We start from the raw sequence: 22,719 nt of genomic DNA, 5'->3' as shown, positions 1-22,719 counted from the left end.
GGCGGGCGCAAAATAATCAGCTCACCGTTTCCTCCCGCAGCGTCTTGCGGGCCATCCAGAACAAGGTGGAGGCGACGAGGCCGAACAGGGTGAAGAGGATCAGCGACCAGCGCACGCCTTCCGCGCTGCCCAGGCCCATGGGCCCGCTCAGCAGGTCGGAGATGGCGCCCACGCCCAGCGGTCCCAGGCCCAGACCGATCAGGTTGATGATGAACAGCAGCACGGCCGTGGCCGTCGCCCGCGTCTGCGGCCGCACCAGCCCCTGCACGGCGGCATAGCCGGGACCGTACCAGAGCGTGTTCAGCACGGGCGGGAAGGCCAGCATGGCCAGGGCCAGCGTCGTATTCTCCACCGTCAGCCCGACGATGTAGAAGGGGATGCCCATGGCCGTTGAGACGGCGGGGATCGACATATAGGCCCGCAGGTCCTTCGCCCCGTGCTTGTCGGCCAGGAAGCCGCCCAGCCAGGTGCCGACCGCCCCCGTCAGCCCCAGGATCAGGCCCAGCGCCACGCCCAGGAAGCCCGCGATGCCAAGCCCGAACCCGTCGGCCATGTCGGCCAGGCTTTCGGCGTGGTTGCGGAAGAAGAAGGGGGCCAGGAAGGCCGCCGCGCCATAGCCGATGAAGGCCTTGATGGCGGCGCCGAAGGCGATCAGCCAGAAGGCCCGCTTGGACCGCAGCTCTGCCCAGGCCTCGCCCAGGCTGGGGGCCGCCGCGCGGCGCGCGGCAAGGTCTGCGGCCAGCATCTGCCGCCGCGGCTCGCGCAGGGTGAAGGCGGCGACCAGGGCCATCAGCACCCCGGGCGCGCCGGCCACGATGAAGGCCATGCGCCAGCCCCAGGCATCGCCGATCAGCCCGCCCAGCAACATGCCCAGAAGTCCGCCCAGCGGCGTGCCCAGCGAATAGAAGGCCAGGGCCGAGGCGCGCTTCTCCCGCGGGGTGTAATCGCTGATCAGCGAATGGGCCGGCGGCGTGCAGCCGGCCTCGCCGACGCCGACGCCGATGCGGCACAGGACAAGCTGCGTGAAATTCTGCGCCATGCCGCACAGCGCGGTGAACCCGCTCCAGGTGCCCACGGCCGCCGCGATGATCAGCGGCCGGTTGCCCCGTTCGGCCACCCGCGCGATGGGGATGCCCAGGAAGGTGTAGAACAGGGCGAAGGCCAGCCCCGTCATCACGCCAAGCTGCCAGTCGGCCAGATGCAGTTCGTTCTTGATGGGCTCCGCCAGGATGGCGACGATCTGGCGGTCCAGGAAATTCAGGATGTAGATGATGAGCAGCACCCACAGCGCATAGCGGCGATAACCGTCGCTGACGGGCGGAACGGCGGGAACGGGAGACGGTCCCCCCGCGGCGCTTGGGGCCTTGCCGGCCCCGGCTTGCATGGTCTGCACAACATCTCCTCCCACTATTCTTTCCAACTGCCGGGGCCGGTTTTCCGGCCGCCTTCACGTGAACCGGCGGGCTTTCCCCCTGCCGGCGTTATCCGCCCATCTCGATCCAGGCCAGGACGAACAGGGCGATGAACAGGGTTTCCGCCACGACCAGGGTGATGGCGGCGCGGCCCACCGCCATGATGTCGCGCGCCGATGTCTTCATGCCCAGGGCTGCGACCGAGATCAGCAGCAGCCAGCGCGACAGTTCCGACAGGCCGGTCGCCACGGGGCCCGGCACCCAGCCCATGCCGTTGACGCCGGCCAGCAGGACGAAGGCGATCAGGAAGCCGGGAAGGGGTGTCACCCTGGCTTCCCCGTCGCCCGTACCCGCCGTGGCCCGCCGCCGGGTGGCCAGCACGGTGATGGCCACGACGACGGGCAGCAGCATGGCAACCCGCATCAGCTTCACCACCGTCGCCGTGTCGCCGGCCTGCGGGGACTGGCTGTAGCCGGCGCCCACCACCTGCGCCACGTCATGGATGGACCCGCCGAAGAAGCGGCCCGCCGCCTGCGCGTCCAGCCCCAGCCAGCCGCCGATGGCCGGATAGGCCAGCATGGCCAGGGTGGACAGGGTGGTGACGCAGGCGATCACGACGACGGTGTCGCGCTCGGCATCCTTGCGCGGCCAGGCGGCGGCGATGGCCATGGCGGCGGAGGCGCCGCAAATGCCCACGGCCCCGCCCGACAGCACGCCGAACCGCGTCCCGATGCCCGTGACCCGCGCCACCAGCCAGCCGAAGCCGATGGTCAGCGGCACGGCGCAGGCGACCATGGCGGCGGTGGACCAGCCCAGTTCACCGATCTGCGCGAAGGTGATGCGCAGGCCCAGCAACGCCACCGACAACCGCAGCAGCGTGCGGGCCGACAGCGCGATGCCGGGCGCGTAGCGCGGTTCCCCCGGCAGGCTGTTCAGCGCCATGCCCAGCAGCAGGGCGAAGACCATGGAAGGGGCATTGTAATGGTCGGACAGATAGGTCGCCGCCAGCGCCACCACCATGGTGGCCACCAGGCCGGGCATTGCCGTGCGCGCCCTGTCCAGCCGGTCCTTCACGCAGGCGGCGGCCGGGGCCATCATGCCTCCAGTTCTTCCAGTACGGCGCGGGCCGTCACCTCGCTGACCCGCGCATTGCTTTCATCCGTCACGCCGGCGATATGCGGGGTCAGGATCAGGTTCGGCACGTCGCGGAACAATGCGCCCGAGGCCGCCGTCACCGGCTCGGTGGCGAAGACGTCCAGCGCGGCCCCGCCCAGCCCGCCGGCCCGCAGCGCAGCGCAAAGGGCCGGCTCGTCCACCACCCCGCCGCGCGCCGCATTGATCAGGATGGCGTCCTTCTTCATGCGCGCGATGGCGGGACCGTCGATCATGCCCGTGGTGGCCGGTGTCAGCGGCACATGCAGGCTGACCACGTCGGCCGTTTCCAGCAGCGCTTCCAGCGACTGGCGTTCCACCTGCACCCAGGCCGGATGGCGTTCGGGCAGGTGCGGGTCGTAGGCCGCGACCGAAAAGCCCAGCGCGCGCGCCTTCTGTGCCGTCAGCCGGGCGATGGCGCCATAGCCCACCAGACCCAGGCGCTTGCCCGCCGCCTCGCGCCCGATCAGGTCCATGCGCGGCCAGGACCCGTCGGCCACGCAGGCCGACGCGAACCAGGACCGGCGCAGCAGCATCAGCGCGGCCGTGACGACATATTCGGCCACGGCCAGGTCGTTGGCGCCCGTGGCGGGCCGGACCTTCACATTGCGCGCGGCGCAGGCGGCCGTGTCGATATTGTCCAGCCCCACGCCCAGCCGGCCCACGACCTTCAGCCCCGGCGCCTTGTCCAGCAGATCCTGGCGCACCTGGGTCCTGTTGCGCACGATCAGGGCGCGTGCATCGGCGATGGCGGCGGCCAGCCTTTCCGGCTGGTCCACCAGCCGGGGATCGTAAAGCACGTCACGGCCGCCCAGCACGGCGGCGATGGCGGCCTCGTCCATGAACTCGGTGATGACGATCTCGGGCATGATGGTTCCCGTTTGAAGTGTGGATGTCCGTGAACATCGCCCCCGCAGGGCCTTTTCCACATGCGCGGGCAAGGCCCTGTGGGGCGCGCCGCCGTACCCGCTTTGCGTTGAGTTCCACTCAACGCAAAGCGGGTATCAGCCCGTCAGCCCCAGTATTTCCGCATGCAGCGCTTCGGGGATGTTCAGCCCTTCGGCCGCCGCCTTCCGCCGCAGCGCCAGCCTGCGGTCCCCCGGCAGGCGGGCGGGTGCCTCGCCATCCACGACGGCCAGCATGTGCGCCATCCGTCCGGCATAGTCCCCGCCACCGAAGCGGCCGGGATCCAGCACGACCAGCAACTGCCCCAGGTCGGGCGGTCCGCCCTCCCCATCAAAGAAGCCGCTGGCGTTCCAGCCGAAATTGCCGCCGACCAGGGCAGCACAGATCACCTCCACCATCAGGGCCAGGGCCGCGCCCTTGGCACCGCCGATGGGCAGCAGCGATCCGCCCAGCGCCGCCTTGGCGTCGGTGGTGGGATCACCCTGCGCATCCAGCGCCCAGCCTTCGGGAATGGGCTTGCCGGCCTTCGACGCGGCCATGATCTTGCCACGCGCCGCCACCGACAGGGCCATGTCGATGACCAGCGGGGCGCGGCCGGGCAGGGGGGCGGCGAAGGCGACGGGGTTGGTTCCCATCAGCGACCGCCGCCCGCCCGGCAGGGCCATGGCGGCGGGTGTGTTGGCGAAGGCCAGCGCCACCAGACCCGCATCGGCCAGCCGTTCCACATGCCGGCCGGCCTGGCCGAAATGGTGGGAACGGTGGATGGCGGCGGCGGCCACGCCGGTCCTGGCCGCCAGGGGCACCAGCCGTTCGATGGCCAGGTCGATGGCGGGGTAGGCAAAGCCGTTGGCCGCATCGATGCGGAGCCCGGCATCACCGGCCGGTGCGGCGGCGGGCACCGCATGGCCCGCCACCTTGCCCACCCGCGCGTGCAGCGCATAGGACGGGACGCGGGACAGCCCATGGCCCGCCTGCCCATCCACCTCCGCCGCCACCAGGGCGGCGGCGGTGGCGGCCGCATTGGCGGGGGAGACGCCGCTGGCGATCAGCGCCCCCTCCGCCAGTGCCACGGCCTCTGCCAGTGTGATGGCAACCATGCTCATGCGGACCGGTACAGCTTGGTCATGACGAACTCCCTGTGGCCCAGTGCCTCTGCCGCCGTCAGGCGGCCGTTGGCCGTGCGGGCGATCATGTCGATCAGGGCGTCGCCGGCCTGGTCGATGGTCATGTCGCGGCGGACGATGCCGGACACGTCGACATCCACATGCTCGCTCATCAGGCGCACGGTACGCGGGTTACCGGTGATCTTGATGACGGGCATGATCGGGTTGCCGATGACGTTGCCCTGCCCCGTGGGGAAGCAATGCACGACATAGCCGGCGGCCGCCTGAAGCGTGCAGCATTCCGCAGCAGCCGACGATGTGTCCATGAAATAAAGACCGGGGCCGCGGGCCGGCGCTTCCGCCGGTTCCAGCACGTCGATGAACGACGTCTTCTTGCCGATCTTCTCCAGGTTGCCCAGCGCCTTTTCCTCGATCGTCGTCAGGCCGCCGGCGATGTTGCCCTTGGTCGGCTGGCTGTCGGACAGGTCGGAGGTCTTGTGCGCCTCGATCACGTCGTCCTGGTAGGATTGCCAGGTCTTCATGAATTTGGCCGCCACGTCGGCATCGGCGGCGCGGGCGGCGGCCAGATGCTCGGCCCCCGTCAGTTCGGACGTCTCGCCGAAGCAGCCATAAAGCCCCAGCTCCACCAGCTTGTCATACATGTTGCCGACGGTGGGGCAGGAGGCCAGGCCCGTCGTCGTGTCACTCTCCCCGCACTTGGCGGCCACCCAGACATCGGTGAGGGGGCATTCGGTGCGCACCAGTTCCGACGCCCATTGGGAAAATTCCTTGGCCTTCCTCGATGCGGCGGCGACGGTGGCGATATCGCCATTGCCCTCGATCCAGAAACCCGCGACCGGCTTGCCCGTGGCGGCGATGCCCTCGACCACCTTCTGGGTCCAGCCCTCCTCGATGCCGATCACGATGCAGGCGGCCACGTTGGGGTTGGCGCCCGTGCCGATGATGGTGCGGAAATGCAGGTCCAGGTCGGCGCCGAACTGCAGGCGGCCATAGGAATGCGGCAGCGCGATGGTGCCCTGGATGTGGGCGGCAACGGCCTCGCAGGCGGCGTTCGAGATGTCGTCCAGCGGCAGGATGGCAACGTGATTGCGCACGCCGACGCGCCCGTTCTCGCGGCGATAGCCCCAGATTTTACGATCGGAATAGCCCATGATCCCCGTCCCCTTACCAGCGCTTCGTCTTGAGATTGTGGGTGTGGACGTGGGCGCCCTTCCCGATCGGCTGCACGACCTTGCCGATATCCTCCCCGTACTTGATGACCGTGTCGCCCGCCGCGAAGTCGCGCAGCGCGACCTTGTGGCCGATCTGGACGGGCTGGCTGACGGTCATCCGGAACTCGCTGTTATCCTCCGTCACGACGCACAGCATGTCGGTGCCGGCCTCCAACCCCTCCACGACGACGACGCCGACATTGTCGCGCCGGTCATGGACCAAAAGATGTGGTGCGTCCACAGGAGCCTCCCTCGTTCTAGGCAAGTCTGAAGTCTTATATAAGACACATATGTGCAGATTGCCGAACGCTTGGCAAGCGGGCTTTTTGATGATTTTCAGGAATGGCGGTATTCTGCCGATTTTTGCATTGACTTTACGTTTGAAAGGGCCATTCATGTCAGCGGTCTTATATAAGAGCAGGTGACATGTCCAACCCGCCATCCGACCGGAAACGCCCCCTGCGCAGCGCCCGCTGGTTCGCCTCGGGCGACATGCGCGGCTTTGCGCACCGCCAGCGCACCCAGCAGATGGGATTACGGCGGGAAGAGTTCATGGACCGCCCGGTGATCGCCATCGTGAACACCTGGAGTGAGATGAGTCCCTGTCACATCCATCTGCGCGACGTGGCCGAGGCGGTGAAACGCGGTGTGCTGCGGGCCGGCGGCTATCCCGTGGAACTGCCGGCGCTCAGCGTGGGCGAGGTGATGGTGAAGCCCACCACCATGCTCTACCGCAATTTCCTGGCGATGGAGACGGAAGAACTGCTGCGGTCCCATCCCATCGACGGGGCCGTGCTGCTGGGGGGCTGCGACAAGTCCACGCCGGGCCTGCTGATGGGGGCGATCAGCGCCGGGCTGCCTGCGATCTATTGCCCAGCGGGTCCCATGGCAAACGGCCAGTGGCGGGGCACCAAGACCGGGGCCGGCACCCATACCAAGAAATACTGGGATGAATTGCGGGCCGGCACGATCGGCCCCGCCGACTGGCTGGACCTGGAATCGCGGATGACGCGGTCCATCGGCACCTGCAATACCATGGGCACGGCGTCGACCATGACGGGCATCGTCGACGCCATGGGCCTGACATTGCCCGGCGCCTCGTCCATTCCCGCCATCGACAGCGGCCATCGCCGCATGGCCAGCCTGTGCGGCGAACGCATCGTGGCCATGGTGGACGAGGACCTGACGCCGGCGAAGATCCTGACGCGCGACGCCTTCCTGAACGGGGTGGTCGCCTATATGGCGCTGGGCGGATCGACGAATGCCGCCATCCATCTGGTCGCCATGGCGGGGCGGGCCGGGGTGGACCTGTCGCTGGATGATCTGGCCGCCGCCGCCCGCCGCATTCCGGTCTGTGCCAACCTGTTCCCGTCGGGCAACGCGCTGATGGAGGATTTCTTCTTCGCGGGCGGCCTGTGCGCGCTGCTGGCCAAGCTGCGGGACCATCTGCGGCCGGATTGCCTGACCGTGACGGGCCGCACCCTGGGGGAGAATATTGCCGATTCCGTCTGTCACGATGACGAGATCATCCGCGACCCGTCCAACCCCGTCGTGCCGCTGGCCCGCGGCGCGACGCTGGCCCTGCTGCGCGGCAATCTGTGCCCCGACGGGGCCGTGATGAAATCCAGCGCCGCCGATCCGCGGCTGCTGTCGCATACGGGCCGGGCCCTGGTGTTCGACAGCAATGCCGACATGCTGGCCGCCATCGACGATCCGGACCTGGATGTCGATGCCGACAGCGTCATCATCCTGCGCAATGGTGGGCCCGTGGGGGCGCCCGGCATGCCGGAATGGGGCAACCTGCCCATTCCCAAGAAGCTCCTGGCCCGGGGCGTGCGCGACATGGTCCGCATTTCCGATGCCCGCATGTCGGGCACGCATTACGGTGCCTGCATCGTGCATGCAGCGCCGGAGGCGGCGGTCGGTGGTCCGCTGGCCCTGGTGCGCACGGGCGATCTGATCCGGCTGGACGCGGCCGCCGGCCGGCTGGACATGCTGGTCGACGAGGCGGAACTGCAAGCGCGCCGGACCGCCTGGACCCCGCCGGCCAGCCCCTATGAACGGTCCTATGCCGCCCTTTACCGCGCCCATGTCACCCAGGCGCCGCAGGGCTGTGACTTCGACTTCCTGGCCGGCACGGCGACAGTGCCGGAACCGCCGATCTATTGAGGAACCGATATGCCTGTCCCCCTGAACCCGCTGAAGCCGCGGCTGGCCGATACGTCCCGCCTGCTGACCGGCACCTGGCTGATGTCGGGCGCCCCCAGCACCGCGGAAGCGCTTGGCCATTGCGGCTTCGATTTCCTGGTCGTCGATATGGAGCATGTGCCCATCGAGATGCCGGACCTGGCCAATATCCTGCGCGCCATCGAATGCACGCCGGCCAGCGCCATCGTGCGGCTGGCCTGGAACGACCAGGTGCTGGTCAAGCGCGTCATGGATGCCGGCGCCCGCACACTGATGTTCCCGTTCGTGGAAACGGTGGAGGAGGCGCAGGCCGCGGTATCCTATACCCGCTACCCGCCCGACGGGGTGCGGGGGGTGGCGGCCGTGCATCGCGGTTCCCGCTATGGGCGGGTGCCCGACTATCTGACCCGCGCCAATGCGGAGGTGGCCGTCATCGTACAGATGGAAACGCCGCAGGCGGTCGAGCGTGCCGGGGAGATGGCTTGTGTGCCCGGCGTGGATGCGCTGTTCCTGGGGCCGGGCGACCTGTCGGCCGCCATGGGCCTGATCGGACAGGTGGGCCATCCCGACGTTCAGGCCATGATCGCGCGGGCCGCCGCCCTGACCCGTGCCGCCGGCAAGCCCATCGGCATCGTCGGCCCCAACCCGGAGATGGTGGGCCGGTTCATCGATTACGGTTACAGTTTCGCGGCCGTGGCGTCGGACATCGCCATGATGACGGGCCGCGCCGTGGAATGGCAGGCCGCACTGCGCGGACAGGCGGCGGAAGCGCCGGTGGCGGCCGGCCCTTATTGAGGAGCGCGGTATATGAGCGGCGCTGTGGCCGTGCTGCCGGAGCGGTTTTCGGTCAGCCGGGAACCGCTTCAGCGTTACGTTGTCGTCTGATCTGGCATCCGCCAGCCGTTCCCGCCAGGAGGCGACCGCCATGTCCGATCCCATTTCCCTGGCCGCCGGTGCCCTGCGCGCCGTGATCGCGCCGGGCCTGGGCGCATCGATCCTGTCCTTCACGCATGCCGGCGGCGACATCCTGCGGCCCGCCACGCCGGCGGCGCTGGCGGGGGGGCAGGTGCGGCTGACGGGTGGCTATCCCATGCTGCCCTTCGCCAACCGCATTGCCGATGGCCGTTTCCTGTTCGCCGGCCGCTGGCACCGGATACGGCCCAATTTCCCGGATCTGGGGCCGCACGCCCTGCACGGATCGGGCTGGCAGCGCGCCTGGACACTGGTGGAAAGCGGGCCGGCGCATCTGTCGCTGACGCTGGCCCATATCCCCGCGGCGGAGGGCGACTGGCCCTTCGCCTTCACGGCCGGGCTGGAATACCGCCTGACGCCGGCGGGGCTGGATGTGGGCATGCGGCTGGTCAATGACAGTGCCGGCATGGCCCCGGCCGGCATGGGGCTGCACCCGAATTTCCGGCGCGTGCCGGGCGCCATGCTGCGCTTTTCAGCCCTGTCGCACTGGCGGCCGGGACCCGATGGGCTGCCGGCCAGCGTCAGCATGCCGCCCGATCCGGATTTCCGCCACGGTCGGCTGCTGGATGACAGCGTGCTGGACGGGGATTTTCCCGGCTGGGCCGGCATCGCCCATGTCACGGGTCTGGCGCCCGGCCTGCTGGTCAGCCTGCGGGCCGACAGGCTGTTCGGCACGCTGCGCGTCTTTACCCCGACGGCCCGCGATTTCTTCGGGCTGGAACCGGTCACCCATGGCGCCAACGCCATCAATCAGCCGGAACTGCCGCCCATGGCCATCCTGGCCCCCGGTGCCGCCCTGTCCGGCACCATCAGCATCCTTGCGGAGCCGATCTGATGCATCATGATGCATTCACCCCCGTCCTGCCCCTGCGCTGCGCCCTGGGTGAAAGCCCGGTCTGGGACGATGCGGCCGGCATCCTGTCCTTCGTCGATATCCTGGGCCGGTGCCTGCACCTTTATCGTCCGGACGACGGGACGGTGCGCAGCCTGGGTCTGCCCGAACATGTCGGCTGCGCCGTGCCGCTGGCCGGCGGCGGCCATGTCGCAGGCCTGCGCACCGGGATTTTCCGGCTGGGACCCGACGCTACTTCCACCGGCCTGCTGGCGGTAAACCCCACCGACCCGGCCGATACCCGTTTCAACGACGGACGGGTCGATCCGTCCGGGCATCTGGTGATCGGCAGCATCGACGAGCCGAAATCCGGTTCCCGCGGCGCGCTATACCGGTTGGAGAAGACGGGGCTGCGCCTTCTGTTCGGCGGGCTGCTCACCTCCAACGGGCTGGCCTTCTCCCCCGATGGCCGCACCCTGTACCATGCCGACACGCCACGCTTCGCCGTGCATGCCTATGATTACGACCCGGATAGCGGTGCGGTGGCGGGCAAGCGTCTGTTCGCGCAACTGGACCCGTCGGCCAGCGACCGCGGCCGGCCCGACGGGGCGGCCGTGGACGAGGATGGCTGTTACTGGACGGCGCTGTTTGCCGGCGGAAGGGTGCAGCGATACGATCCCGACGGCCGGCTGATGGCCGAATACAGGCTGCCCGCGCGGTGCCCGACCATGCCCTGTTTCGGCGGGCCCGACCGCAGGACCCTTTATGTCACCAGTGTCGGGGCGGGGCTGGACGGTCCGTTGGACGGTGCCCTGTTTGCCATGCCGGTCGATGTCGCCGGCCTGCCCAGCCCGCCCTGCAATCCGGAGAGCCTGCCATGAGCGCCGTTGCCCGTTATCCCAGCCTGGAAGGCCGGTCCGTCCTGATCACCGGCGGGGCCTCCGGCATCGGGGCCGCCATGGTGGAGGCGTTCGCCGCCCAGCAGGCCCGCGTCAGCTTCATCGATATCGACGCGGCGGCGGGCACGGCCATGGCGGCGCGTACCGGTGCCCGTTTCGTGCCCTGCGACGTGACCGACATCGCCGCCCTGCGCGCGGCCATCGCCGATACCGAAGCGGCGGCGGGTGGCATCGACGTGCTGGTCAACAATGCCGGCAAGGACGATCGCCAGACGGTGGACGGGGTGGAGCCGGAGAGCTGGCGGCGCATGCTGGCGCTGAACCTGGACCACCAGTTCTTCGCCAGCCAGGCCGTAGCCCCCGCCATGATGGCGCGCGGGGCCGGGGCCATCATCATGCTGGGCAGCATCTCCTGGATGCGCGGCCGGCCCGGCATGGTCAGCTATACCACCGCCAAGGCGGCCATCAACGGCCTGACCCGCACGCTGGCCCGCGAATACGGGCCGGGCGGGGTCCGGGTGAACTGCATCGTGCCGGGGGCCATCCTGACCGACCGGCAGGCGGCCCTGTGGCTGACACCGGAACTGAACCAGCAATTCATCGATCTCCAGGCGCTCAAATTCCGCCTGACGGCCGGGCATGTGGCCCGCATGGCCCTGTTCGTGGCCTCCGATGAAAGTGCGGGCTGCACCGGCGCCAACTTCATCGTCGATGCCGGGCTGACCCAGAACTGATAACATCGGCCATCATGGGGTGGCAGGGTTTATTCCGGAAGCGGAATGAACTCCGTCTCCCCCGGTACGGCTGCGAAACGACCGTTGCGCCAATCGGCTTTGGCGTCCTCGATCCGTTCCTTGGAACTGGAGACGAAGTTCCACCAGATATAGCGCGACCCGTCCATCGGCTCCCCGCCCAGCAGCAGCAGGCGGGTGCGGCATTCGGCCCTCACGGTCAGGGCGTCGCCTTCGCGCAGCACCAGCAACTGGCCGGCCCCACCCTCTGCCATGTGGATGTCGCCCGCGATGTCCACACGGCCATCGGCCAGGTACAGCGCCCGTTCGGGGTGGCTGGCCGGAATTTCCAGCCGCGCGCCCGCATCCAGCAGGATTTCCAGATAGATGGTTTCCGACAGGGTGCGGACGGGGGAGGTCTCCCCGAACAGTTCGCCTGCGATCAGGCGCATCCAGACGCCATGGTCACTGATGATGGGCAGCCCGTCGCTGGGATAATGCACGAAGCCGGGGTCGATCTCCTCGAACCGCTGCGGCAGTGCCACCCAGCTCTGGAAGCCGGCCAGATGGTTGCCATGGGCCCGAAGTCCGGCCTCGGTCCGTTCGGAATGCGCGATGCCGCGCCCCGCCGTCATCCAGTTGACGGCACCGGGGCGGATGGCCTGCACGCTGCCCAGGCTGTCGCGATGCATGATCTCGCCCTCCGTCAGATAGGTGACGGTGGACAGGCCGATATGCGGGTGCGGGCGGACATCCAGCCCCGTGCCGGCCGGCAGGAAGCCGGGGCCCATCTGGTCCCAGAAGATGAAGGGCCCGACCATGCGGCGCTTCGCCGTGGGCAGGGCGCGGCGCACCTCGAACCCGCCGACATCATGGCTCTTGGGCACGACCACCAGTTCGATGGGGCTGTCGGGCGACACACTCATCCTCATTCCTCCTGCTCCTCGGGGGGTATGGCGCGGGGGCGGCCATGGTCATCGATGGCCACGAAGGTGAACAGGGCCTCCGTCACCTTGAAACGATGCTCATCCTTGCGTGACCGGCGCCAGGCCTCCACATGGATCTTCATGGAGGTGCGGCCGATGCTGTCGATGCTGGCATAAAGGCTGACCTCGTCGCCGACGAAGACGGGCCGGTGGAACACCATCCCGTCCACCGCCACGGTGGCGCATCGGCCGCGGGCCCGGCGGGCGGCGGCATTCCCGGCGGCAAGATCCATCTGCGCCATCAGCCAGCCGCCGAAAATATCACCGGACGGATTGGTGTCGGCCGGCATGGCGATGGTGCGCACCGCCGGTTCCGTGGGACATCCGTCCGTGACCTTCTGTTCTCCCGTCATCCCGCCCTGCTGTTGGTTTTTCTGTTTGGAAAACAGCATGATGCACGGACCCGGCGGCCCTGTCGACGGTCAAGCCGCACGGTTTGGCGGGGCACCCATGTGTCCGGCTGCGGGCGTTGTCACTTGCACAGGGGGCGGCGCATGGTCAAATAGTCCTTTCCGAAGCAACGAGGCCGACCCATGTCAGCGCGTCCTTCCTCCTATTCGCAGGCCCCCCAGTCCCAGGCGCTGGCCAACCTGGACCCGATCTGGGCCGGCCTGCGCACGGAAGCCGCGCAGGCCGTGGCGGATGAACCGTTGCTGGCCGCCCTGTTCTATGGCGCCATCCTGAACCAGCCCTCGCTGGAAGCCGCCGTGATCCACCGGGTGGCCGCCCGGCTGGCCCATCCCGACGTGCAGGGCGAATTGCTGGTCCAGGCCTTTTCCGACGCGCTGAATGCCGAGCCGGAACTGGGCCAGGCCTTCCGGGCCGACATCGCCGCCGTGCTGGACCGTGACCCCGCTTGCTACCGCCATATCGAGCCGGTGCTGTATTTCAAGGGATATCAGGCGCTGGAAACCCACCGCATGGCCCACCGGCTTTGGCATATGGGCCGCCGCGACCTGGCGCTTTACCTGCAAAGCCGGTCGTCGGTGGTGTTCGGGGTGGATATCCACCCCGCCGCCCGTTTCGGCCGCGGCGTCATGATCGACCATGCCACGGGCGTGGTGGTGGGGGAAACGGCCGTGGTCGGCGACAATGTCTCCATGCTGCACGGCGTCAATCTGGGCGGCAACGGCAAGGATCTGGGCGACCGCCATCCCAAGATCGGGTCGGGCGTGCTGCTGGGCGCCAACGCCAAGGTGCTGGGCAATATCCATGTCGGTGACTGCGCGCGTGTGGGGGCGGGATCGGTCGTGCTGCGCAGCGTGCCGCCCGGCGTCACCGTGGCCGGGGTCCCGGCCAAGGTGATCGGCGAGGCTGGCTGTGCCAACCCCGCCCGCGTCATGGACCATGTGTTCGCCGACTACAAGGATGCCGGCGCCGATATCTGATACCACCCTGACAGCGGCCGGAAACCTTGACCGATGGTCAAGGTTTCCGGCACCTCAAGCGTCGGCGCCCACATGCGTGGGGTTGGCCTCCCGCGGGCGTGTTCCCGCTGACTGAAAGCCGTTCTAGCCGCGGTGCCAGTCGCGGTCCAGCCGGCGGGACGCCAGCAGCAGCAGGATGGCCGCGATCAGGTAGAAGCCCAGGCAATAGAGGATGGAATAGCGCAGGCTGTCCTGGCCGTATTCGGCCCGCAGCACGTCGGACAGCACGCCCAGGAACCAGGTGCCGAAGCCGATCCCGATCAGGTTGTTGATGAACAGGAAGATGGCCGAGGCGGTGGCCCGCATGCTGGGCGCCACCAGATGCTGCACGCTGGACAGCACCGGCCCGGCCCAGAGCAGGGACAGGGCCTGCGGCACGATGAAGGTGAAGAACATCAGGGTCTGGGACGAGACATTCACCCCGATGAAGAAGAAGGGCAGGGAAATCAGGAACGCCACCGCCGGCAGGCGGGCGTAATTGGCCTTGTTTCCCGCGCCCAGCCGGTCCCCCAGCCAGCCGCCCAGCCAGATGCCGGCCAGCCCGCCGATGAAGATGATGGCGCTGAAGAACAGGGTCGTGTCCACCAGCGACATGCCGTGGCTGCGCTGGAAGAAGGACGGTAGCCAGAAGGCCAGCCCATAGCCCATGATGGAGGAACTGGAGGCCCCGAAGGCCAGCAGCCAGAAGGACGGCTTGGTCTTCAAGGTGGCGATCACCTGTCCCAGGCTGGCCGGCTTCGGCTTGGCCACGACATTGTCCAGCCCGCCGCGCACCGGCTCGCGCACCGTCAGCTTCAGCAGGGGGGCCAGCAGCAGCCCCACCAGGCCGCAGATGATGAAGGCCCAGCGCCAGCCGATCTGATGCGCGATCAGCCCGCCGCCCAGCACCCCCAGACCCATGCCGATCGGGATGCCGAAGCTGTAGGCGGCCAGCGCCCGCGCGCGGGTGTGGGGCGGGAAGTAATCGGAAATCAGGGAATAGGCCGGGGCCACGCCCCCCGCCTCGCCCACACCGACACCCAGCCGGTAGAGGAACAACTGCCAGAAGCCGTTGGCCGTGCCGCACAGGGCCGTGAAGCCGCTCCACACCGCCAGCGAGACGGTGATGATCCAGGTGCGGCTGTACCGGTCGGCCAGCATGGCGATGGGCACACCCATCAGCGTGTAGAACAGGGCGAAGGCCCAGCCGCCCAGCCAGCCCAGGTCGCTGTCGGACAGGTTCAGTTCCGCCTTGATGGACGGGGCCAGGATGCCCAGGATCTGCCGGTCGATGAAGTTGAAGATATAGACCAGGATCAGGACGAACAGCACATAGGTACGGTAACCCTGGTTGCCCGTTTCACTCGCGTTCCCTGCCATGTTCCGCCTGTTCTGCTTTTTCTGATACCGTTTTGCACTGATCAGAACCTGTTGGTTCTGATCAGTGCCCTCAATTCCCGGCGCCAACAAGTGTTGGCCTGGCTACGCCGCCGAAGCGGCGCGGCGGCAGTCGCCGCCGTACCAAATGGCGATAAGGTCTACTTGTCGCCATTTGGTAGAAGAGGGTGCCACACCCCGTCGGCGCGTGGCACCCTTATAGATGGTATTATAATGAAAGTCACTCGGCGAAGCGGGCCGGCGGGTGGAAAAATCCGGCCCGCCGGTTCCCTGGCGGGGATCAGAACCGGTATTCGACCGTGGCCGTGACGGTGCGCGGCGGGCCGTAATAGCCGATGATGCTGTCCGCGAAGAGGGCGCCCGGGAAATTGTAGCCGCCGACGCGGTACTTCTTGTTGCCCAGGTTCTTGCCATGCACGCCGACGGACCAGTTGTCGCTGGCCGCCGTCCAGACGGCCGACAGGTCGAACAGCGTGTAGCCGTCCTGGTCCAGCGCCGGGTTGGGGAACTCGAACATCGAGAAGGCGGAACGGTGGGCGGCGGCCCCCGTCAGCGTCAGCAGCCCGGCATCGCCCATGTCGTGGGTATAGGTCAGGCCGAAGCTGGCGGTCCATTTCGGCGTGTTCTGGAACACGGCCTGGTTGGCAATATTGTCATATTGCCCGGTGGCGAGATTGTAGCGCAGGAACGTGTCGAATTCCGCGCTGATATAGCCGACCACGACATTGGCGGTCAGGTTGTCCGTCACGGCCAGCATGCCCTCGGCCTCCAGGCCCTTGATGCTGGAGGAACCGACATTGTCCACGAAGCTGGCGATGCTGGCGCCGGCCGGCACCTGCGTCGTCACCTGCTGGCCCTTGTAGTCGGAATAGAAGGCGGCCAGGTTCAGGGTGGCGCGGCCATCCCAGAAGCGGGACTTGGACCCGATCTCGTAGCTGTCCACCAGTTCGGGATTGTAGCCGTTGACGGTGTCCGGGGTCAGGATGGCGTCGCCGCGCATGTCGAACCCGCCCGACTTGAACCCCCGGCTGTAGGAGGCGTAGAGCGTGAAGTCACGGTCGGGCTGATAGGTCAGGCTGACGCGCGGTGTGAACTCGTCGAAGGTGCGGCTGTTGGTATAGTCAGACCGGATCAGGGTCGGGTTGCGCGGCGTGCCGCCGAACAGCGGGCTGGTCAGCCCGTCGTAATTGACGCGGTAGACGGAGCCCGTCTTCTTGTCTGAGGTGTAGCGCGCGCCGACCGATGCCTTGAACTGGTCGGTGATCTCATAGGTGAAATCGGCAAAGGCCGCGTAGCTCTTGGTGTCGACGGCACCGGCGGTCAGCGTGGTCAGGTTGGCCAGGCCGACGATCGTGTCGAAGGCCCCCTCGGCATGGGCATCCATGTAATAGAGGCCGGCGACACCCTTCAGGCGCTCGCCCTCATAGACAAGCTGAAGCTCCTGGCTGAACTGGTCATCCTCGTAATAGGCGGGGATGTCCAGGATCTTGCCCGGCAGATTGTCGAAATCGATGACCGTGTCGGACCGGCCGTCGCGATAGGCGGTGATGGATTTCAGCGTCACGCTGTCGCTGGTCCGGTATTCGATGATGCCCGAGACGCCCTGGTTCTTCACCTTCTGCTTGCCCGTCAGGCCGGCCTGCGTGTCATAGACGCTGTCCAGCACGGGGAAGCCAGCCGTCGGCAGCAGGCGGTAGCCATGGCGGGGATTGCTGTCATCGACGGTCTTGTCGGCCGCCACGCGGATGAACAGATCTTCGTTGGGCTTGAATTCCACCGACAGACGGCCGGCGGACACGTCCTTGTCGTAATGCTCCTTGCCCGTGGTCAGGTTCTTGCCATAACCGTCGCGGCGGTAGAGCGCAACGGCGCCCGACACGCCCACCGTCTCGGTCACGGGGGAAGAACCGGAGATGATCAGGTCGGTCTGCTTGTAGGAGCCGACCTGCGCCTTCACCTTCATATGCGGCTCGTCATCGATGCGCCGCGTCACGTACTTGACGGCGCCGCCGATGGTGTTGCGGCCATAGAGCGTGCCCTGCGGACCGCGCAGCACCTCGATCCGCTCGATATCGAAGATGTCCAGCACGGCGCCCTGCGGGCGGGCGATGTAGACATCGTCCACATAAAGGCCCACGCCCGGCTCGAAGCCCCAAAGCGGGTCCTGCTGGCCCACGCCGCGGATGAAGGCGATGAGCGTGGAGTTGGAACCGCGCGCCACCTGCATGGTCAGGTTCGGGGTCGTCTTGGTCAGCGAGGTGATGTCGGGCGTGCCCTGCATCTCCATCTGCTCGGCCGTGAAGGCGGAGATGGAGACGGGGACGTCGCGCAGGCTTTCCGCGCGGCGCCGCGCCGTCACGACGATTTCGCCCAGGGTGAATTCGCCGGCGGTCTCCTGGCTCTGCGCCTGCGCCATGGCCGGCAGGGACAGCAGGGGCAGGGTGGCCAGCGCGGTGCCGGCGCAAAGCAGGGCGGATGCGGACTTACCGAACGACTTCATGGTTCTCCCTTTCATTTTCATTGACTTCATTGGACCCCGGCGGGGCGGGTGCCGCCGGGGTTTGGTGGGTCGTCGCTTTCCGGCGGGGGCAGGGCTGCGGCGAACTGGATCAGGGTGCTGTTGAAAAGCGCCGGCTCCTCCAGGTGCGGGGCGTGCCCGGACCGGTCGAAACCCACGGTGACGGCGTGGGCCAGCAGCGCGGCCAGCGCCCGTGCCGTGGCGTCGGAATAAAGCCGCGACAGGTGGCCATGCGTGATCAGCACGGGCAGGGCCAGGGCCGGCAATGCGGCGCGGAAATCCTGGGCGATCATCGAGCCCCAGAGGCTGGCCATCGCGGCCGGGTCGCTGGCGGCAACCTCCGTGGCGGCCCAGCGGCGCAGGATGGCCTGTTCCACCTCCCGCCCCTCCGCGAAGATGCGGGCGGCGACGCGGGGGCCGATGGCGGGCCAGTTGGCCGACATGCCGGCCAGCGTCACCTGGGCGGAGCGCCCCGGATGGCTGCCGCGCAGGCCGTGGGTCCAGCCATCGCCATTGATGACGCGCGGGGTCATGTCGATGACCACCATGCCGGCCACCCGGTCCCTCAGCCCGTCCAGCAGCGCGCGCCACAGCACCATGGCGCCCATGGACCAGCCCACGACCAGCAGGTCGCGCAGATCCAGCCCGGCGGCCAGTTCGATGATGTCACGCGCCAGCCGTTCGATGGTCAGCGCACCGGTCGCCGGCCGCGAACGGCCATGGCCGCGCAGGTCGACGGCGATCAGGCGGAACTGTCCGGCCAGCCCGTCGATCTGGGGCGCGAAGAAGCCGGCATGCGTGGCCCAGCCATGGACCAGCAGCAGCGGGCGTCCTTCCCCCACATCGTCATAGGCGATCCGCGCCCCATCGGTGGCAAGCAGATACGGCATGCGCCGACACGTCCCCTTGAATGCGTTCCTTCCCGCGCCGTTCATTTTTCCCTGCCCTCCACCGATCGGATCGGTCATGAAGGGGCGGTTCGTTCTGGGGGGATCGCAACGATCTCCCGTCCGGCGTTATGCCCATGCTTGCGGCAAATCGAAACCTGAGTCAATATTCAAGTTGAAGCCAGGGAGGAAATCATGAGCGGCGAAGAGACGGCAACGTCCAAGGCCCCGCGCACCGAAAGAGGCAAGCGGACATTGCGCAGGCTGCTGGATGCGGCGGCGGCGGAATTCGGCGAGCGCGGCTATCACGAGGCGTCGATCAGCGGCATCACCCAGCGGGCGGGGGCGGCGCTCGGCACCTTCTATACCTATTTCGACAGCAAGGAGCAGGTGTTCCGGGCGCTGGTCGATGATATGGGCCGCCTGACCCGCCAGCATATTGCCGAGCGCGTGACGGGCAGCACCGACCGGCTGACGGCCGAGCGGCTGGGCCTGGAGGCCTTCATCGAGTTCGTGCGCGAACACAAGGACCTGTATCGCATCGTCATGGAGGCGCAGTTCGTCGCCGAGGATGCCTATCTCAATTATTACAAGGTTTTCGCGGCCGCTTACCGCCGCAACCTGGCGCAGGCCGCCGAAAGGGGCGAGATCCGGCCCGGGCATGAGGAGGAGCGCGCCTGGGCCCTGATCGGCATGAGTGTCTTCCTGGGCCTGCGCTATGCCGTGTGGAGCGACGACCAGCCCGCAGCCGAGATCGCCACGGCGGCGGCCGAACTGATCACCTATGGCCTGTCGCCGGCCGCGAAGCCGGAGGGGTCGTCATGATCCCCTGCCTGTTCGACATCACGGCCAGGCGTGCCGAACTGAACGGCGGCGACATCGCCATGGAGGAGGTGGCGACGGGCCGCACCGTCACCTATGCCGTGCTGGAGGAACGGGCGGCGCGGGCCGCCGGCCTGCTGGCCGCCATGGGGGTGGGGGAAGGGGACCGGGTCGCCATCCTGTGCCGCAACCGCATCGAGTTTTTTGAACTGCTGTTCGCCTGTGCCAAGACGGGCGCCATCCTGGTGCCATTGAACTGGCGCATGCCGGCGGCGGAAATCCGGCCCCTGCTGGCCGATTGCACGCCGGGCCTGCTGCTGTTCGGCGCGGAGGATGCTGCCGTGGCCGGCCAGTTGGCCGATGCCGTGCCGGCATCGCTGGCGCTGGATGGCGATTATCCGGCCCGGCGCGATGCCAGCCCCCCCGGCCTCTGCCGCCGCCAGTGGCCGGCCGGCGGCATCTGGTACCTGCTCTATACCTCCGGCACCACGGGCCGGCCCAAGGCCGTCATCTACAGCTTCACCATGGCCATGGTGAATTATGTCAACATCTCCCAGGCCATCGGCCTGACGGGCCGTGACACGACGCTGAATTTCCTGCCGCTGTTCCACACGGCCGGCATCAATCTGCATACCCTGCCCACCCTGATCGCGGGCGGGCGGGTGCTGATCATGCCGGGCTTCGATGCCGACGTGATGATGGATCTGGTGGCGGCCGGCCGGCTGGACGCCATCTTCGGCGTGCCCGCCATCTATCAGATGCTGTCCCTGCACCCGCGTTTCGGCCAGGTGGACCTGACGCGGCTGCGGTCCTGGGGTTGCGGCGGCGCGCCCTTGCCCGACGTGCTGGTACGCCGCTTCCTGGAACGCGGCGTGCGCGTGTGCAACGGCATGGGCATGACGGAAACGGGACCGACGGCCTTCATCATGGACCCCAACCGCGTGGCGGAGAAGATCGGGTCGGTGGGCAAGCCGCAGATGCTGTGCGGTGTGCGCATCGTCGGGGCCGACGGGCGCGATGTGGCGCCGGGCGCGGCGGGAGAACTGTGGTTCGGTGGTCCCGGCATCACGCCGGGATACTGGAACCGGCCCGATGCCACGGCCGCCGCCTTCTCGGCCGACGGCTGGCTGCGGTCGGGCGACATCGCCCGGTGCGACGCCGACGGCTATTACTATGTCGTGGGCCGGATCAAGGAGATGTTCATCTCCGGCGGGGAGAATGTCTATCCGGCGGAGGTTGAGAATGTGCTGGCGCAGCACCCCGCCATCCTGGAGGCCGCCGTCATTGGCGTACCGGACGGGAAATGGGGAGAGGTGGGCCATGCCCATATCCTGCCCCGCCCCGGCCTGGACCTGCCCCCGGCCGACGAACTGGCAGCGTTCTGCCGCGACAGGCTGGCGCCCTTCAAGGTGCCCAAGCGGTTCATCACCGTTGCCGATTTTCCGCGCACCGCGTCCGGCAAGGTGCAGAAGCACCGGTTGTAAGGGTGTCCCGCCGCCGCCGCCTCGCGCGCGATGGCGCGTGCCTTTCCATTACCGTCCCCCCCCCCGATCGAGGAAGATGACCCGTGCCGGACCATGCCAGCATCGAGTGCAGCCTGACCCAGGCGGAATTCGACCTGTTCGCCCTGTTGTCGGGCGATGACAATCCCATCCATGTGGACCCGGCCTTTGCTGCCCGCACCCGGTTCGGCCGCACGGTGGCCCATGGGTTGCATCTCTGTTCCATCCTGCGTGGGCTGGCCGGGCGGCTGCGGCCGGGGGCGGGGCTGGCGGGCCAGGATGTACGGTTCCCGGCCCCCACCTATGCCGGGGAGCCCATGCGGTTTTCCGCCATGGTGACGGAGGGCGGGGGCGGGAACGCCATGACCCGCGTGGCGGTGAAGGCGGAGCGGCTGACAGACGGCACGGTCACCTGCGAGGGGTTTTTCGAGATGGACGGTGCCGCATGATCCGCATCGGGGATGAGGCCAGCGTGACGCGCGCCTTCACGCAGCAGGATGTGGCCGATTATCTGTCGCTGGGCGGGGCGCCCCTGCCGGCGGGCCAGGTGCCGGAACCCCTGGTGGGGGCCCTGTTCTCCTATCTGCTGGGGGTCCGGGTGCCGGGGCGGGGGACCAATTATCTGAAGCAGCAGACGCGCTTCCTGTGCCCGGCACCGCTGGACCAGGCATTGACGGCGCGGGTCACCGTCACCCGCATCCGGTCCGACAAGCACCTGGTGGACCTGGAAACCACCTGTCACGGGCCGGACGGGGCCCTGCTGGCGGAAGGGCGCGCCCTGGTCTATGTGGAGGATGTGGCGGACAAGGGTTGGTAAGGGGGGGCTGGTGACGGCCCCCTTGCCAGCCCCTCAATCCCGGTAATCGGGTGACAGCCGGTCCAGCCGGCGCAACAGGGCCGGCCAGATGAGCTGGTTGGCCACGGGCGTGATGGCCATGCGGCCCAGCACCATATTCTTGTCGATGACGCTGTCCGCCGTGGGATGAAGCGGCCGGCCGGCCATGGACAGGGTGCGCACCTGCATGGTGCAGGCCCGTTCCAGGAAATACATGCGTGTGAAGGCCTCCGCCACCGTGGCGCCAACCGTCAGCGTGCCGTGGTTGCGCAGCAGCATCGCGGATTTCGTGCCCAGATCGGCCTGCAGGCGCGGCTTCTCCGCCTCGTCCAGAGCCACGCCTTCGTAATCGTGATAGGCGAGGTCGGCCAGGGCCAGTTGCGCCGTCTGGTTCAGCGGCAGCAACCCCTCGGTCAATGTCGAGACGGCCGTGCCATCGGGCGTATGCAGATGCATGACACAGCCCGCATCGGCCCGCACCGCATGCACGGCCGAATGGATGGTGAAGCCGGCCGGGTTCACCGGCCAGGGGCTGTCATCCAGCTTGTGGCCATCCTGGTCGATCCGCACCAGACTGCTGGCCGTGATCTCCTCGAACAGCAACCCGTAGGGGTTGATCAGGAAATGATGGTCCGGTCTCGGCAGCCGGGCGGAAATATGGGTGAAGACAAGATCATCCCAACCATGCAGGGCCGCCAGCCGATAGGCCGCGGCCAGATCGCGGCGGATGTCGGCCTCTCCCGCCGCGACTGCTCGCGCGCCGGTTCCGGCCAGCGCCGCCACTCCTTGCGCCAGCTTTCCCCGCACCTGTTCCTTTTCCGCCTTCTTGTCCGCTTCCTTGTCCGTCATCAACCGTTCCCTCCCGTAAAGGCACCCGGTAGCGGACAGGGTAGCGCAGGTGCTGCGCACACAATACAACACAAAAGTATTGTCTATTTT

22 protein-coding genes are annotated in these 22,719 nt (G+C 67.9%); 10 read left to right on the top strand and 12 right to left on the bottom strand.

The genetic code is table 11. The annotated features are described in order from the left end of the window. Positions 1-16: 16 nt before the first annotated feature. The 6 genes from ABC728_RS00455 to ABC728_RS00430 all read right to left on the bottom strand — a co-directional run bounded on the left by ABC728_RS00455 (position 17) and on the right by ABC728_RS00430 (position 6,046). Positions 17-1,384, bottom strand: a complete 1,368-nt coding sequence (locus ABC728_RS00455) for a spinster family MFS transporter (RefSeq protein WP_416620270.1) — start codon at positions 1,382-1,384, stop codon at positions 17-19. Positions 1,385-1,481: 97 nt separating this feature from the next. Then, positions 1,482-2,510, bottom strand: a complete 1,029-nt coding sequence (locus ABC728_RS00450) for a YeiH family protein (protein WP_416620182.1) — start codon at positions 2,508-2,510, stop codon at positions 1,482-1,484. Next, on the bottom strand, positions 2,507-3,433 hold the full coding sequence (locus ABC728_RS00445) for a hydroxyacid dehydrogenase (RefSeq protein WP_416620183.1): 927 nt from the start codon (positions 3,431-3,433) through the stop codon (positions 2,507-2,509). The genes ABC728_RS00450 and ABC728_RS00445 overlap by 4 nt, the downstream gene beginning before the upstream one ends. Before the next feature lie 135 nt (positions 3,434-3,568). After that, positions 3,569-4,567, bottom strand: a complete 999-nt coding sequence (locus tag ABC728_RS00440) for an Ldh family oxidoreductase (protein ID WP_445376331.1) — start codon at positions 4,565-4,567, stop codon at positions 3,569-3,571. 2 nt (positions 4,568-4,569) lie between these two features. Continuing rightward, entirely contained in the window at positions 4,570-5,745 is a 1,176-nt protein-coding gene (locus ABC728_RS00435) for a UxaA family hydrolase (RefSeq protein ID WP_416620185.1), read from the bottom strand. Between the two features lie 13 nt (positions 5,746-5,758). Then, positions 5,759-6,046, bottom strand: a complete 288-nt coding sequence (locus ABC728_RS00430) for a UxaA family hydrolase (RefSeq protein ID WP_416620186.1) — start codon at positions 6,044-6,046, stop codon at positions 5,759-5,761. A gap of 185 nt (positions 6,047-6,231) precedes the next feature. Here ABC728_RS00430 and araD point away from each other — a divergent pair, with 185 nt between their 5' ends. The 5 genes from araD (at position 6,232) to ABC728_RS00405 (ending at position 11,429) form a co-directional block, all read left to right on the top strand. Continuing rightward, a complete protein-coding gene (araD, locus tag ABC728_RS00425; RefSeq protein WP_416620187.1) occupies positions 6,232-7,974 on the top strand; it encodes an L-arabinonate dehydratase in 1,743 nt (580 codons plus the stop codon). A 9-nt stretch (positions 7,975-7,983) separates the two neighbouring features. Beyond that, the gene (locus ABC728_RS00420) at positions 7,984-8,787 is read left to right on the top strand and encodes an HpcH/HpaI aldolase family protein (protein ID WP_416620188.1); all 804 of its coding nucleotides are present in this window, start codon (positions 7,984-7,986) and stop codon (positions 8,785-8,787) included. Positions 8,788-8,917: 130 nt separating this feature from the next. Next, on the top strand, positions 8,918-9,799 hold the full coding sequence (locus ABC728_RS00415; protein WP_416620189.1) for an aldose 1-epimerase: 882 nt from the start codon (positions 8,918-8,920) through the stop codon (positions 9,797-9,799). Beyond that, a complete protein-coding gene (locus tag ABC728_RS00410) occupies positions 9,799-10,677 on the top strand; it encodes an SMP-30/gluconolactonase/LRE family protein (protein ID WP_416620190.1) in 879 nt (292 codons plus the stop codon). Before ABC728_RS00415 ends, ABC728_RS00410 begins: the two co-directional genes overlap by 1 nt. Then, the gene (locus ABC728_RS00405) at positions 10,674-11,429 is read left to right on the top strand and encodes an SDR family NAD(P)-dependent oxidoreductase (RefSeq protein WP_416620191.1); all 756 of its coding nucleotides are present in this window, start codon (positions 10,674-10,676) and stop codon (positions 11,427-11,429) included. Before ABC728_RS00410 ends, ABC728_RS00405 begins: the two co-directional genes overlap by 4 nt. Positions 11,430-11,458: 29 nt before the next feature. Here the strand turns inward: ABC728_RS00405 and ABC728_RS00400 are convergent, their stop codons facing one another. Further along, positions 11,459-12,352 (bottom strand): pirin family protein, encoded by an 894-nt coding sequence (locus ABC728_RS00400; protein WP_416620192.1) that lies wholly within the window; start codon positions 12,350-12,352, stop codon positions 11,459-11,461. A 2-nt stretch (positions 12,353-12,354) separates the two neighbouring features. Beyond that, positions 12,355-12,765, bottom strand: a complete 411-nt coding sequence (locus ABC728_RS00395; RefSeq protein WP_416620193.1) for an acyl-CoA thioesterase — start codon at positions 12,763-12,765, stop codon at positions 12,355-12,357. A gap of 180 nt (positions 12,766-12,945) precedes the next feature. Between ABC728_RS00395 and cysE the strand changes: the two genes are divergently transcribed. Beyond that, positions 12,946-13,800 (top strand): serine O-acetyltransferase, encoded by an 855-nt coding sequence (gene cysE, locus ABC728_RS00390; protein WP_416620194.1) that lies wholly within the window; start codon positions 12,946-12,948, stop codon positions 13,798-13,800. A gap of 123 nt (positions 13,801-13,923) precedes the next feature. Here cysE and ABC728_RS00385 read toward each other — a convergent pair whose 3' ends face one another. The 3 genes from ABC728_RS00385 to ABC728_RS00375 form a co-directional block, all read right to left on the bottom strand. Further along, positions 13,924-15,198, bottom strand: coding sequence for a spinster family MFS transporter (locus ABC728_RS00385; RefSeq protein ID WP_416620195.1), 1,275 nt, complete (start codon positions 15,196-15,198; stop codon positions 13,924-13,926). Positions 15,199-15,496: 298 nt separating this feature from the next. Further along, on the bottom strand, positions 15,497-17,716 hold the full coding sequence (locus tag ABC728_RS00380) for a TonB-dependent receptor (RefSeq protein ID WP_416620196.1): 2,220 nt from the start codon (positions 17,714-17,716) through the stop codon (positions 15,497-15,499). A gap of 26 nt (positions 17,717-17,742) precedes the next feature. Then, the gene (locus tag ABC728_RS00375; protein ID WP_416620197.1) at positions 17,743-18,624 is read right to left on the bottom strand and encodes an alpha/beta fold hydrolase; all 882 of its coding nucleotides are present in this window, start codon (positions 18,622-18,624) and stop codon (positions 17,743-17,745) included. A gap of 192 nt (positions 18,625-18,816) precedes the next feature. On the opposite strand from ABC728_RS00375, the gene ABC728_RS00370 reads away from it, so the two are divergent. The 4 genes from ABC728_RS00370 (at position 18,817) to ABC728_RS00355 (ending at position 21,762) form a co-directional block, all read left to right on the top strand. Continuing rightward, the gene (locus ABC728_RS00370; protein ID WP_416620198.1) at positions 18,817-19,446 is read left to right on the top strand and encodes a TetR/AcrR family transcriptional regulator; all 630 of its coding nucleotides are present in this window, start codon (positions 18,817-18,819) and stop codon (positions 19,444-19,446) included. Beyond that, positions 19,443-20,927: an AMP-binding protein gene (locus tag ABC728_RS00365; RefSeq protein ID WP_416620199.1), complete on the top strand. Its 1,485-nt coding sequence runs from the start codon at positions 19,443-19,445 to the stop codon at positions 20,925-20,927. The genes ABC728_RS00370 and ABC728_RS00365 overlap by 4 nt, the downstream gene beginning before the upstream one ends. A gap of 83 nt (positions 20,928-21,010) precedes the next feature. Further along, positions 21,011-21,394: a MaoC family dehydratase gene (locus tag ABC728_RS00360; RefSeq protein WP_416620200.1), complete on the top strand. Its 384-nt coding sequence runs from the start codon at positions 21,011-21,013 to the stop codon at positions 21,392-21,394. Next, the gene (locus ABC728_RS00355) at positions 21,391-21,762 is read left to right on the top strand and encodes a hypothetical protein (protein WP_416620201.1); all 372 of its coding nucleotides are present in this window, start codon (positions 21,391-21,393) and stop codon (positions 21,760-21,762) included. Before ABC728_RS00360 ends, ABC728_RS00355 begins: the two co-directional genes overlap by 4 nt. 33 nt (positions 21,763-21,795) lie before the next feature. Here the strand turns inward: ABC728_RS00355 and ABC728_RS00350 are convergent, their stop codons facing one another. Beyond that, on the bottom strand, positions 21,796-22,629 hold the full coding sequence (locus ABC728_RS00350) for a class II aldolase/adducin family protein (protein ID WP_416620202.1): 834 nt from the start codon (positions 22,627-22,629) through the stop codon (positions 21,796-21,798). Between the last annotated feature and the right edge of the window lie 90 nt (positions 22,630-22,719).

This window comes from Niveispirillum fermenti, from assembly GCF_052474395.1.
Note: the sequence above shows the minus strand (reverse complement) of the source record. Positions and strands in the feature narration are given on the sequence as shown.

Bases quoted from the DNA above. Each gene is read 5' to 3' on its own strand.
- ABC728_RS00455 (WP_416620270.1), bottom strand. From the start codon at position 1,384: ATGCAAGCCGGGGCCGGCAAGGCCCCAAGCGCCGCGGGGGGACCGTCT.
- ABC728_RS00450 (WP_416620182.1), bottom strand. From the start codon at position 2,510: ATGATGGCCCCGGCCGCCGCCTGCGTGAAGGACCGGCTGGACAGGGCG.
- ABC728_RS00445 (WP_416620183.1), bottom strand. From the start codon at position 3,433: ATGCCCGAGATCGTCATCACCGAGTTCATGGACGAGGCCGCCATCGCC.
- ABC728_RS00440 (WP_445376331.1), bottom strand. From the start codon at position 4,567: ATGGTTGCCATCACACTGGCAGAGGCCGTGGCACTGGCGGAGGGGGCG.
- ABC728_RS00435 (WP_416620185.1), bottom strand. From the start codon at position 5,745: ATGGGCTATTCCGATCGTAAAATCTGGGGCTATCGCCGCGAGAACGGG.
- araD (WP_416620187.1), top strand. From the start codon at position 6,232: ATGTCCAACCCGCCATCCGACCGGAAACGCCCCCTGCGCAGCGCCCGC.
- ABC728_RS00420 (WP_416620188.1), top strand. From the start codon at position 7,984: ATGCCTGTCCCCCTGAACCCGCTGAAGCCGCGGCTGGCCGATACGTCC.
- ABC728_RS00415 (WP_416620189.1), top strand. From the start codon at position 8,918: ATGTCCGATCCCATTTCCCTGGCCGCCGGTGCCCTGCGCGCCGTGATC.
- ABC728_RS00410 (WP_416620190.1), top strand. From the start codon at position 9,799: ATGCATCATGATGCATTCACCCCCGTCCTGCCCCTGCGCTGCGCCCTG.
- ABC728_RS00405 (WP_416620191.1), top strand. From the start codon at position 10,674: ATGAGCGCCGTTGCCCGTTATCCCAGCCTGGAAGGCCGGTCCGTCCTG.
- ABC728_RS00400 (WP_416620192.1), bottom strand. From the start codon at position 12,352: ATGAGTGTGTCGCCCGACAGCCCCATCGAACTGGTGGTCGTGCCCAAG.
- ABC728_RS00395 (WP_416620193.1), bottom strand. From the start codon at position 12,765: ATGACGGGAGAACAGAAGGTCACGGACGGATGTCCCACGGAACCGGCG.
- cysE (WP_416620194.1), top strand. From the start codon at position 12,946: ATGTCAGCGCGTCCTTCCTCCTATTCGCAGGCCCCCCAGTCCCAGGCG.
- ABC728_RS00385 (WP_416620195.1), bottom strand. From the start codon at position 15,198: ATGGCAGGGAACGCGAGTGAAACGGGCAACCAGGGTTACCGTACCTAT.
- ABC728_RS00380 (WP_416620196.1), bottom strand. From the start codon at position 17,716: ATGAAGTCGTTCGGTAAGTCCGCATCCGCCCTGCTTTGCGCCGGCACC.
- ABC728_RS00375 (WP_416620197.1), bottom strand. From the start codon at position 18,624: ATGCCGTATCTGCTTGCCACCGATGGGGCGCGGATCGCCTATGACGAT.
- ABC728_RS00370 (WP_416620198.1), top strand. From the start codon at position 18,817: ATGAGCGGCGAAGAGACGGCAACGTCCAAGGCCCCGCGCACCGAAAGA.
- ABC728_RS00365 (WP_416620199.1), top strand. From the start codon at position 19,443: ATGATCCCCTGCCTGTTCGACATCACGGCCAGGCGTGCCGAACTGAAC.
- ABC728_RS00355 (WP_416620201.1), top strand. From the start codon at position 21,391: ATGATCCGCATCGGGGATGAGGCCAGCGTGACGCGCGCCTTCACGCAG.
- ABC728_RS00350 (WP_416620202.1), bottom strand. From the start codon at position 22,629: ATGACGGACAAGGAAGCGGACAAGAAGGCGGAAAAGGAACAGGTGCGG.